We start from the raw sequence: 11,519 nt of genomic DNA, 5'->3' as shown, positions 1-11,519 counted from the left end.
ATGCCAGGCACCGTGTACCAGCACACCCAAGATCCCTACCAAGTGACACATGTATCGGGACTTCATCACTGACAGATGTCATGGGACTGAATAGTTCACGCAGAACGGAAAGTGTCCAAGATCTGCGGACCACCCCCGACCGGGCGACGCCATTCGCCTCCGCAGGGGCTTTGCGGCGTGGGCCCCTCAGGCCCGTGACTGGCGGCCAGCGGCCAGCGGCCAGCGGCCGGCTGCCAGCGGACAGCGAACGGCCAACGGGGGCCAGCGGCCACCGGCCAACGGCCAACGGTGGCCACCGGCCAACGACGGTCGGCGGCCAACGACGGTCGGCGGCCAATGGCGGTCGGCGGCCAACGGCCGGTAACCGTTGAACGGCGGTCGGCGGTCGGCGGTCGATCGACGAGCCGTTCTCCACGCCGGCGCGGCGAAGTGGTGGCATCTCCCGCTGCCATCCCGTCCGGTTGATCGACGGTTGGCGCTCGGCGAACGGCGATAGTAGAAAGGCCGCTGACCGGCACCCCGGGTTGCGGGTGCCGGTCAGCGGTCGGTGTCGTGCGGTGGTGCTGGCGGCGGTGGTCTTGCCGTTCGGTTGTGCGGTGGGTCAGCTGTTCCAGTGCTGGGCGACCAGGTCGGTGGCCTGCTGCTCCCACTGGGCGTAGGCGTCGGGGTACGCGGAGACCTGGACGGTCTGCGCGGCGTCGGTCAGGGGCATGTCCTGCCAGCCGTCGACCTGCTTGAGGCCCTTGAGGAACGCGGTGGTGGAGTACTCGGGGTTGGTGATCTGCTCCGGGGTGCCCCAACCACTGGTCGGGCGCTGCTGGAACAGGCCCAGCGAGTCGTGGTCGTTGGCGTCGCCGAGGTGGCCGAGGTTTTCCAGCTTCGACTCCTGCAGGCTCGTCGCGATCGAGATGACCGCGGCGCGCTCCGGGAGACCGGCCTTCTTCGTGGCGGCGATGATGGCCTTGACGTTGGCGGTCTGCTCGTCGTTGAGGCTGATGTGGGACTGGTCGCCCTGCGGCTTCGGCGCCGACTGCACGGCCACGGCGACGGGCTTGGCGTCGACCGGGTTGGCGTGGGCGGCGATCGGGCCGGCGAAGACACCACCGGCGAACGCGAGACCAGCAACGGACAGCATGCTCTTACGGAAGATCGTGTTCATGGGGGTAGCTCCTTCGGGGGTAGAACACCCGTGGTGCCGATCGGGGGAACGGCACGGGTGTGAGCACCTCGTCCGGCGCTGCAAAAACAGGGGAAATGTCTTCGGGGGTGACGCCTATGGTCCTGGGCGTCGGGGTCGGCGACCTCACGGGCGGGGGCTCGTGGCGCCGGGTCCATGTGTAACGACCGGGGGGCCGGGGTCATTCCGGGGTGGGCCCATTCACCGGGCACCCTCGTCGTGGCGGTGCCGGGGGTTGGTCGTGGGGACTGTAACGACCGGGTGGAGGCTGGCATTCCAACCTGCGCGACCTGCGCGTCAGCCCCGTGGGGGCCGGGCGGCGGGTCGTGGTGCTGCGATCGTCAGGGTATGTAACGACCCCGGCCCGGCCATGATTCCGGCCCACGGGTGCACCCGGTCACATCCCCGAACACCCAGGATCGGACAAACCACCCAGACGCGCCGGTCCTGCGGCGTCGAATCCCCCTCACTCGAGTGATCCACTCGGGTTCACGGAAGTCGGGGTATCCCGGACGGTCGGACACCCCGACTTCGTGAAAACCGAGTCGATCAAGAACCTCTATCACGGCGTTGCGCGGCGGAGTTTGGTCGAATTGGGCAAAAAGCCCACCAGTCATCCCAGCGGGTGCGAAACCGATCGCCCCACAACGCCCCGGCGAGCGCGCCCCGCAGGTCGCCAACCGAAGCGCCCCGGCGAGGGCGCCCCGCCGGTCGCCGACGAACCCCCGCCAGCGCCCCGCCGGTCGCTGTACGAAACGCCCCGGCGGGTATCTAGCCGGGCGCCGGGGTCGTCGGTGACGTGCTGTGCGGTAGGTGCGGGCGGGGGACGTGTGGTCGAGGTTGGTCGACAGCGGACGGGGCCTGAGCCGGTCCGCCGCTGCTCCTGGCTGAACCGGCGGATGCCCTGCTCACGGCCGGAAAATCGGTTGAGTTGACGGGGTGGTGCCGGCAGGCTGAGGTCTCCGCCACCCACGTCCCGGAGGACTTTCCATGCGCCTGCTCCGTGATCTGTGGGGGACTTCAACCCGTCGTGTGACGATCGTGGCCGTCCTGATCGTGCTGGGCGCCGCGGGGCAGGCGGGCGCGTCGGCGCTGGCCGGCGCGGTGCTGGTGCATCGTTCGGCTGGCTTCTTCGCCGTGCTGGCCGCGGCTCTGGTCGCCGTGGTCCTCAGCGACCTCGCGGTGAGTCTGCTGATGGCCGGCCTGACCGCCGACTGGTCCGCCGACGTGCGTCGCCGGCTCTGCCGCGTCGCTCTCGGGCAGGACCTGCCCACCCTGGAGACCACTCCGGTGGGCGAGTTGCTGGACCGGATCGACGGGGACGTCTATCAGGTGGCGTCGGCAATTCGTAACCAGGGCATTCGGCTCGCCCAGGGCCTCTGCGTCGGCCTGTTGTCGATGGTTGTGGCGCTGTTCGTGTGGTGGCCGGCCGGGATCGCGATGGTGCTGCTCACTGTGCTGCTCGCGGTCGGCCTGCGCCGGCCCACGGCGCGGATCGGCCCGGCCCGGATGGCCGAGGAGGAGGCGTGGTCCGACCTGGCCGCCGTGATGGAGGAGGCGGTGCACGGCCAGGACGACGTACGCACCAGTCTGGCGCGGCCGTACGTGCTGCGGTTGTATGCCCGGCGGGCCTCCGCCGTGCTGTCCCGTGGCCTGGTGGTCTGGGTGCTGTCCGCCCGGGTGGCGACTGTGGCCACCGCGACGATCAGGGCAGGTATCGGCGCTGTGGTGCTCGGCGGTGCCTGGGCGTTGACCACCGGCCGGATCGACGCCGCCCGGCTCACCGCCATCTGGCTGCTCGCCCTGGCCTTCGGGGCGACAGCGGAACACGTCAGCCGGATGGTGCCGGAGATCCAGGAGGCGCTCGGCGCGTGGGCGCGGGTGCAGTTGCTCTACAAGGCACGGCAGGAGCCGGTCGGCGGGGCCAGCCCGAGCGAGGGTGACCTGCGCATTCGAGATCTGACATTCGGGTACGGGGAGAGTGACCGAGGTGCCGCGCTGCGCGGGCTCAGCCTCACCTTCGCGCGCGGTCGCTCGTACGCGCTGATCGGGCGGACCGGTTCGGGCAAGTCGACGCTGGCGAAGGTGCTGACCCGGGCGGTCGACGTGCCGCCGGGCACTGTCTTCCTCGGCGGCACCGACCTGTGCGACCTCGACGTCGAGCAGCTGCGCCGCTGGGTGGCGTTGGTGCCGCAGCGCACCGAGATCCTGGCCGGCACGCTCGCCGAGAACGTGGCGCTCTTCGACCCGGAGTTGCTCGACGCGGCGGCTCGGGCGCTCGACGAGTTGGGTCTGGCCAGCTGGATCGCTGAGCTGCCGCACGGGTTGACGACCCGGCTGGGGGAGGGCGGGCATGTGCTCTCCGCCGGTCAGGAGCAGTTGGTGGCGTTCGCCCGGATCCTGGTCCGGGAGCCACACGTGGTGATCCTCGACGAGGCCACCGCTCGGCTGGATCCGGTCACCGAGGCGCGGGTGCAGCGGGCCACCGAACGACTGCTGCGCGACCGGATCGGCATCGTCATCGCGCACCGACTCTCCTCGGTGCGTCGCTGTGACGAGGTGGTCGTCCTGGCCGACGGCGCGGTGGTCGAGGCCGGTCCGCTGGAGACGTCGACCCGCTTCGCGGAACTGTTGGCGACCAGCCACGCTGCCGCGTACGCCACGGTGGCGCCGGCCGGTCGCACCGGCGTCGGCACAGACCTGCTGGTCGGCCCCGGCCCGGACGCGTGGCCGAGCGAGCCGGTGCCCGCGCGGGGTGAGCCGGTCGCGGCGAATGAGCACGCCGCCGCCTGGGGGCCGAGCGAGCCGGTGCCCGCGCGGGGCGAGCCGGTCGCGGCGAATGAGCACGCCGCCGCCTGGCCGACCGAGCCGGCGCCCGCGGGGGCCGAGCCGAAGGGGCAGACCGCGCGGGCGACACCGCTGGACAGCACGCAGGGCGCTGTCGGGCCGACCCGGGCCGACCCGCCGCCGCTGCCGCCGGTGCCGCCGGCCCGGACGCTGCGGGAGATCTTCCGACTCTGCACCAACGATCCCCGGTACGGTGCGGCCGCGATCGTGCTGTTCCTCGGGCTCAGTCTGCTCGGGCTGGACGGCCCGGTGCTGCCCTGGCTCTGGGCGGACCTGGTCGACGGCACCGGCAACCCGTACCTGCCGGCGGTGGGGATCGTCGCCGGGTTGCTGGTCACCCTGCCGCTGCCGTTCTACACCCACGTCTGGTTCCCGCAGTGGTGGGTGCGGCAGATGCTGCGGATCGGCCTTCGCCTGGTGCACGGGCAGACCGGGCCGCGCCGGGTCAGCTCACACACCCCCGCCGAGGTGGTGGCGCAGGGCGGGGACACCGAGCGGGTGGTCCAGCTCGCCGACAACGTGCTGGACCAGACCGTCGCGCTGGTGCTCGTGGTCGCCATGACGGCGGTCACCGGCAGCGTCGTACCCGGGCTGTTCTTCCTCGGCACGATGGTCGTCTCCGGGCTGGCCGCGACGTTGTTCGGGCCGAAGCTGGAGCGTGCGGCCCGGGCGACGGTGGCGGCGCGGGCGTCCTTCGCCACGGCGCTGGTCTCCGCGCTCTCCGCGGCGCGGACGGTGAAGCTCGCCGGCGCGACCACGGCGGTGCTGCGCCACCTGGCGAACCTGGACGTGCTGCGCAGCGACCGGCAGCGACGGGAGATCTCGGTGCAGGTGTGGGCGCGCTCCACACCGTCGATGGCCAGTGGGCTGTTGCCGATCGGCGCCTGGGCGCTCTATCTGAACGGCTCGCTCTCCGCCGGGGCGGTGCTGGTGGCCGTCTCCACCCTGGGCGCGGCCCGCTGGTTCGCCTGGACGACGGCGTCGTTGATCTCGCAGCTGCCCTCCGCGCGGGTCTGGACCCGGCGCACGGCGGCGATGACCGGGGTGAGCGCGTACTCCGCGGGGGTGCCGGAGGTCGATCTGACCACCGGCACGGCGCCCGCGCCGGCCATGCCGCCCCGGCATCCGCTGCGCCGGCTGGAGCTGCGCGGCTTCGGGGTGGTGCACTCCGACGGCACGGTGGCCGTCCGGGACGTGGACCTGACCGTGCAGCGGGGGCAGTTGGTGCTGGTCGTCGGGCCGGTGGGGTCGGGCAAGTCCTCGTTGCTGCGCGGGCTGGCCGGGATCGTGCACCACACCGGCGAGCTGGCCTGGAACGGTGACCCGGTCACCGAGCCGGAGCTGTTCCTGCGTCCCAACCAGGTCGGCTACGTCGGTCAGTTGCCCCGGGTGCTCTCCGGCACGGTGGCCGACAACATCGCCCTCGGGCACCAGGTGGACGCGGCGGGGGCGGTCAGCACCGCCCAGCTCGACCATGACCTGGCCGCCGCCGGTGGTGGGCTGGGCCTGCTCATCGGGCACAAGGGCACCCGGCTCTCCGGCGGGCAGTTGCAGCGGTTGGCGCTGGCCCGGGCGCTGGCCCCGCGTACCGAACTGCTGGTCGCCGACGACGTGTCGTCGGCGCTGGACGTCACCACCGAGCTGGCGCTGTGGCAGGCGTTGCGCGGCCACGGGGTGACAGTTGTCGGCTCGACAGCGAAACGCGCCGCGTTGGTCCGGGCCGACCACGTGGTGGTGCTGCTCGGCGGCACGGTGGCCGCCCAGGGCACCTGGCAGGACCTGGAGGGCGACTGGTCACACCTGGCCGGCTGACCGACGGTCGGGCGGCCGCTCACGCGGCGGCCACCCGACCGTTCGGGATCAGGAGGCGCGGGCGTACTGGGCGGGGCCGGAGTACGCGACGCCGAGCTTCGCGGCGGCCCGGCGCGGCCAGTACGGGTCGCGCAGCAACTCCCGACCCAGCAGCACCAGGTCGGCCTCGCCGCTGGCGACGATCTGCTCGGCGTGCTCGGGCTCCACGATGAGGCCCACCGCGCCGGTCGGAACGCCCGCCTCGCGGCGGATCTGGGCGGCCAGCGGCACCTGGTAACCCGGGCCGAGCGGGATGCGCTGTTCCGTGCTCACCCCACCGGAGGACGCGTCGACCAGGTCGACGCCGACGCCGGCCAGCTCACCGGCGAGCACCACGCTGTCCTCGATCGTCCAGCCGCCCTCTACCCAGTCGGTGGCGGAGATCCGGGTCAGCACCGGCACGTCCTCGCCGACCGCAGCGCGCACCGCGCGGGCCACCTCCAGGGTGAGCCGCATCCGGGCGGCCCGGTCGCCGCCGTACGCGTCGGTGCGGTGGTTGGTCAGCGGCGAGAGGAACTCGTTGAGCAGGTAACCGTGGGCGGCGTGGATCTCCACGGCGGCGAAGCCGGCGTCCAGGGCGCGTTCGGCTCCGGCCGCGAACGCCTCGACCACACCGGCGATGCCGGCCTCGTCGAGGCTGGTCGGCGTCCGGTAGTCGGCGGTGAACGGCTCCGAGCCGGGGGCGACGGGCGTCCAGCCGCCCTCGGCGTCCGGCACACCACCGCGCTCGGGTGCCCACGGCCGGTAGGTGGAGGCCTTGAAGCCGGCGTGCGCGAGCTGCACGGCTGGCACCGCGCCGTGAACGGCGACGAACGCGGTCACCGGTCGCCAGGCGTCGACGTGCGCACCGGACCAGAGGCCGGTGTCCTGCGGGCTGATCCGGCCCTCGGGAAGTACGGCGGTCGCCTCGGTCAGCACCAGGCCGGCACCGCCGACCGCGCGGCTGCCGAGGTGGATCAGGTGCCAGTCGGTGGGCAGACCGTCGGGGCCGGCGGAGTACTGGCACATCGGTGCCATGGCGATCCGGTTGGGCACTGTGACCCCGCGCAGGGCCAGGGGAGTGAACAGGGAACTCATGGGGTCATCCTCTCCGACACGGCGACGGGCCCCCGGGGAGAGGGGCCCGTCGCCGTACTGGTGAATCGATCAGGCAGGAACAGGGCTGAGCTCGGGCCGGGTGTCGGCGACCGGCTCCGGGTCGGTCAGGTCACGCCGGCCGGCGGACTCGTACGCGGCGCGGTCGAGAGTGCCCTCGCGGGCGGCGACCACTGTCGGCACCAGCGCCTGCCCCGCGACGTTGGTGGCGGTGCGGATCATGTCCAGGATCGGGTCGATGGCCAGCAGCAGGCCGGCGCCGGCCAGCGGCAGGCCCAGCGTGCTGAGGGTCAGGGTGAGCATCACGATCGCGCCGGTCAGGCCGGCGGTGGCCGCCGAGCCGACCACTGAGACGAAGGCGATCAGCAGGTAGTCGCCGATGCCGAGGTGCACGCCGAACACCTGGGCCACGAAGATCGCGGCGAGGGCCGGGTAGATGGCGGCGCAGCCGTCCATCTTCGTGGTGGCGCCGAAGGGCACCGCGAACGAGGCGTACTCGCGGGGCACACCGAGCCGCTCGACGGAGCGCTGGGTCACCGGCATGGTGCCGACCGAGGAGCGGGACACGAAGCCCAGCTCGATCGCCGGCCAGGCGCCGGCGAAGAAGCGCAGCGGGTTGAGGCGGCCGGCCAGGATCAGCACCAGCGGGTAGACCACGAACAGCACGATGGCGCAGCCGACGTAGACGGCGGTGGTGAACTTCGCCAGGGGGGCCAGCAGGTCCCAGCCGTACGAGGCGACGGCGTTGCCGATCAGGCCGAGGGTGCCGATCGGGGCGAGCCGGATGACCCACCAGAGCGCCTTCTGGACGATCTCCAGCAGGGAGCGGTTCAGCGCCACGAACGGTTCGGCGGCCTCGCCGACCAGCAGGGCCGCGGCACCGATGACGACGGCGAGGAAGACGATCTGGAGGACGTTGCCCTCGACGAACGCGCCGACCGGGTTGGTGGGCACGATGCCGGTGAGGAAGTCGGTCCACGAGCCGGTCTTCTTCGGCGCCGCGGCGCCACCCAGGTCGAGGGTCACGCCCTTGCCCGGGTTGGTGAGCAGGCCGAGGCCGATGCCGATGCTCACCGCGATCAACGCGGTGATGCCGAACCACATCAGGGTCTTGACGGCGAGCCGGGCGGCGTTGGCTACGCCGCGCAGGCTGACCACGCTGACCACGATGGCGGTGAAGACCAGCGGCGGCACGGCCAGCTTGAGCAGTTGGACGAAGAGGCTACCGACGGTGTGCAGGGTGCTGGTCAGCCAGCTCAGGTCGTTGCTGCGGGCAAGGAAGCCCAGCGCGACGCCGAGCACGAGGCCGAGCAGGATCTGCACGGAGAAGGGAATTTTGCGCAGGCTGAAGGGCATGGGGATGTATCCAATTGTCCGGTCCGATCGGGGCAGGCGTAGAAACGCGGCTAGCCCGGACAGATGCCACTGGCCTGCAGTCGGAGATCGACATACAGGCGGACAGTGAGGCCCCAGACATTGGTCATCGCTGGCCGACGATACGCCGATTCCCGCTCATCGAAAGGACCGGGCAGCGTGAGGCTCCTTACAGAGGGCCAGCGCGGTGGCGGTACTCACGCCCCACAGCACCGCGAGGGCGAGGATCAGCCGTTCCAACACCCCCACCACCGGGCCTCGGCCGAGCACGAGCATCGCCAGCCCCACCGTGGCACAGAGCGGCAGGGTCAGCGCGGCGGCGACGCCGGCCAGCCGACGCACCGTCCGGCCGGCCGGCCCGGAGACGGCCAGCGTGATCATGGCGAAGACCACCGCCGCGGTCGCCGCGATGCTCGCGCCGCCGTGCACCAGATCCGCCGCCGTCGCGCGCTCGAACGGCGGCAACGGGCAGCCGCCGGAACAGGTCACCGCCCCCGACACGGCGGTGAACACGGCCCCGGTGGCGAGCAGCGCCGGGGCCGCCCACACCCCGGGGGGCAGCGCCGCGCCGATCAGCAGCAACGCGCCGGCAAGGGCCAGGATCCCGATCCGGTACGTCGCGGCGTGGGCGCTGCCGGCGATGCCCGCCTCGCTGACGTACCCGGTGAACCCTGGACCGGGACCGGCGACCACGGCGAGCGTCACCGCCACCGCACCAGCCAGGGAGCAGCCGGCCGCCGCGGACCCGGCGACCCGGCGGGCGACCTCGCCGCGGGCCCTCGGCACGGTCGGGGCGGCCGGCCGACCCGGCTCAGCCACGCCCGTGCGGCGTGCTCCAGCCGGACTCGTCCGGCCCGAGTGGCACGATGCCGCTGGGATTGATCTCCCGGTGCGTGCCGTAGTAGTGCCGCTTGATGTGGTCGAAGTCCACCGTCTCGCCGAAACCCGGCGTCTGGAACAGGTCGCGGGCGTACGCCCAGAGCACCGGCATCTCGGTCAGCTTGTTGCGGTTGCACTTGAAGTGCCCGTGGTACGCGGCGTCGAAGCGGACCAGCGTGGTGAACAGCCGCACGTCCGCCTCGGTGATCGCGTCGCCCATCAGGTAGCGCCGCCCGGCCAGCCGATCGGAGAGCGCGTCCAGCCGGGCGAAGAGCGCCCGGAACGCCTCGTCGTACGCCTGCTGGGAGGTGGCGAACCCGCACCGGTAGACGCCGTTGTTCACGTCGGTGTGGATCTCTGCCATCAGCGCGTCCATTTCGGGGCGCAGTTCGACCGGGTACAGGTCCGGCGCCCCCGCACTGTGCAGCGACCGCCACTCGGTGGAGAAGTCGAGGGTGAGCTGCGGATAGTCGTTCGTGACCACCCGACCGGTCACTGTGTCGACGAGCGCCGGCACTGTCACCCGGCCGGTGTAGTCCGGGTCGGCGGCCAGGTACGCCTCGGACAGGAAGCTCACGCCGAGGACCGGGTCGAAGCCGTCCGGGTCGAGGGCGAACGCCCAGCCCCGCTCGTCCCGGATCGGGTCGACGGTGCCCAGCGAGATCGCGTCGTCCAGCCCGAGCAGGCCACGCACGATCCTCGCCCGGTGCGCCCACGGGCAGGCCCGGCACCAGATCAGCCGGTAACGGCCGGCCTCCAGCGGCCAGCGGTCCCGCTCGTCCGGGCCGCCGCCGGGTGGCGAGGTGGAGTCGGCGGTGACCCGACCGGTGAACCGGTTCGGCTGGCGGACGAACGCGCCGCCGCCGCTGGTCTCTGCGCTGAACTGGGCCCGGGCCATGCCGTCAACCTATCCGTTGCCGACGCGGATATCCTGGCGGCCGGCAGCCCTCGTGACCCGGTGGGCGTGCCCCACCCCCGCCGTCTGCACCCCCTAAGGACTCGCGATGACCGTGGCATACCTGGTGGCCGGTGTCCGCACCCCGATCGGCCGGTACGCGGGCGCGCTGGCCGGCGTCCGCCCCGACGACCTGGCCGCGCACGTGATCCGGGAACTGGTCGCCCGCCACCCGTCGGTGGACTGGGGGCGAGTCGACGACGTCGTGCTCGGCTGCGCCAACCAGGCCGGCGAGGACAACCGCAACGTGGCCCGGATGGCGGCGCTGCTGGCCGGCCTGCCCGAGGAGGTGCCCGGCAGCACCGTCAACCGGCTCTGCGGCTCGGGTCTGGACGCGCTAGCCACCGCCGCCCGGTCCATCGTCGCCGGGGACGCGGAGCTGGTGATTGCCGGCGGGGTGGAGAGCATGAGCCGGGCGCCGTTCGTCATGCCGAAGGCGACGTCGGCGTACTCCCGCTCGGCCGAGGTGTACGACACCACACTGGGCTGGCGGTTGGTGAACCCGTTGATGCGTGACGGGTGGGGGGTCGACTCGATGCCGGAGACGGCGGAGAACGTGGCCGCCGAGTACGGCGTGAGCCGGACCGAGCAGGACGCCTTCGCGTACCGGTCGCAGCAGCGTGCGGCCAAGGCGCAGGCCGACGGCCGGTTCGCCGAGGAGATCGTGGCGGTGTCCGTGCCGGCCGGTCGTCGGGAGACCCGGCTGGTCGCTGTCGACGAGCACCCACGGGAGACCACGCTTGCGAAGCTGGCCGCGCTGCCCACCCCGTTCCGCGACGGCGGCACGGTGACCGCCGGCAACTCCTCGGGCGTCAACGACGGCGCGGTCGCGTTGCTGGTGGCCAGCGAGGCGGCGGTCGCCCGGTACGGCCTGACCCCGCTGGCCCGGATCGTCGGTGCGGCGGCGGCCGGTGTGCCGCCCCGGATCATGGGGATCGGCCCGGTGCCGGCCACCCGCAAGCTGCTCGACCGGGTCGGCGTCGAGTTGAGCGCGGTGGATGTGGTGGAGCTGAACGAGGCGTTCGCCGCGCAGTCCGTGGCGGTGCTGCGCGAGCTGGGGCTACCGGTGGACGCCGACCACGTCAACCCGAACGGTGGGGCGATCGCGCTGGGGCACCCGCTCGGTGCCAGTGGCGCGCGGCTGGCGTTGACCGCCGCCCTGGAGCTGCGCCGTCGCGGCGGCCGCCGGGCTCTGGCCACCATGTGCATCGGCGTCGGTCAAGGCATTTCGCTGTTGCTGGAGTCAGCCGCCTAGAGTGGTCCACACCACACGACCCGCGGGTCGACCGGTGCCCACGCGTGCCCGCTGCGCGCCCCGACGCCGGTGCCGTCCCGCGCCGC

Annotated in this window: 7 protein-coding genes; 2 read left to right on the top strand and 5 right to left on the bottom strand. The window is 72.5% G+C overall.

Going from position 1 to position 11,519, the window contains the following annotated elements; all coding sequences use genetic code 11:
* Positions 1-601: 601 nt before the first annotated feature.
* Positions 602-1,159, bottom strand: a complete 558-nt coding sequence (locus tag ACIA47_RS22835; protein ID WP_396710478.1) for a hypothetical protein — start codon at positions 1,157-1,159, stop codon at positions 602-604.
* Positions 1,160-2,167: 1,008 nt separating this feature from the next.
* On the opposite strand from ACIA47_RS22835, the gene ACIA47_RS22830 reads away from it, so the two are divergent.
* Positions 2,168-5,836 (top strand): ATP-binding cassette domain-containing protein, encoded by a 3,669-nt coding sequence (locus tag ACIA47_RS22830; protein WP_396710476.1) that lies wholly within the window; start codon positions 2,168-2,170, stop codon positions 5,834-5,836.
* Between the two features lie 48 nt (positions 5,837-5,884).
* On the opposite strand, the gene ACIA47_RS22825 is transcribed toward ACIA47_RS22830, so the two are convergent.
* The 4 genes from ACIA47_RS22825 to ACIA47_RS22810 all read right to left on the bottom strand — a co-directional run bounded on the left by ACIA47_RS22825 (position 5,885) and on the right by ACIA47_RS22810 (position 10,121).
* A complete protein-coding gene (locus tag ACIA47_RS22825; protein ID WP_396710474.1) occupies positions 5,885-6,952 on the bottom strand; it encodes an NADH:flavin oxidoreductase/NADH oxidase in 1,068 nt (355 codons plus the stop codon).
* A gap of 69 nt (positions 6,953-7,021) precedes the next feature.
* Positions 7,022-8,314 (bottom strand): dicarboxylate/amino acid:cation symporter, encoded by a 1,293-nt coding sequence (locus ACIA47_RS22820; RefSeq protein WP_181518491.1) that lies wholly within the window; start codon positions 8,312-8,314, stop codon positions 7,022-7,024.
* A 168-nt stretch (positions 8,315-8,482) separates the two neighbouring features.
* Positions 8,483-9,163, bottom strand: a complete 681-nt coding sequence (locus ACIA47_RS22815; protein ID WP_396710472.1) for a DUF998 domain-containing protein — start codon at positions 9,161-9,163, stop codon at positions 8,483-8,485.
* A complete protein-coding gene (locus ACIA47_RS22810; RefSeq protein WP_396710470.1) occupies positions 9,156-10,121 on the bottom strand; it encodes a glutathione S-transferase family protein in 966 nt (321 codons plus the stop codon). The genes ACIA47_RS22815 and ACIA47_RS22810 overlap by 8 nt, the downstream gene beginning before the upstream one ends.
* Positions 10,122-10,227: 106 nt before the next feature.
* Between ACIA47_RS22810 and pcaF the strand changes: the two genes are divergently transcribed.
* A complete protein-coding gene (pcaF, locus tag ACIA47_RS22805; protein WP_396710468.1) occupies positions 10,228-11,433 on the top strand; it encodes a 3-oxoadipyl-CoA thiolase in 1,206 nt (401 codons plus the stop codon).
* The last annotated feature ends 86 nt before the right edge of the window (positions 11,434-11,519 follow it).

This window comes from Micromonospora sp. NPDC051227 (assembly GCF_044455385.1).
In the GTDB taxonomy this organism is placed as follows: Bacteria; Actinomycetota; Actinomycetes; order Mycobacteriales; family Micromonosporaceae; genus Micromonospora.
This window is presented reverse-complemented; position numbering and strand designations above follow the sequence as displayed.

What these genes read in the sequence shown, in the direction of transcription:
- ACIA47_RS22825 (WP_396710474.1), bottom strand. Translation starts at nt 6,952, where the DNA reads ATGAGTTCCCTGTTCACTCCCCTGGCCCTGCGCGGGGTCACAGTGCCC.
- ACIA47_RS22830 (WP_396710476.1), top strand. Translation starts at nt 2,168, where the DNA reads ATGCGCCTGCTCCGTGATCTGTGGGGGACTTCAACCCGTCGTGTGACG.
- ACIA47_RS22835 (WP_396710478.1), bottom strand. Translation starts at nt 1,159, where the DNA reads ATGAACACGATCTTCCGTAAGAGCATGCTGTCCGTTGCTGGTCTCGCG.
- pcaF (WP_396710468.1), top strand. Translation starts at nt 10,228, where the DNA reads ATGACCGTGGCATACCTGGTGGCCGGTGTCCGCACCCCGATCGGCCGG.
- ACIA47_RS22810 (WP_396710470.1), bottom strand. Translation starts at nt 10,121, where the DNA reads ATGGCCCGGGCCCAGTTCAGCGCAGAGACCAGCGGCGGCGGCGCGTTC.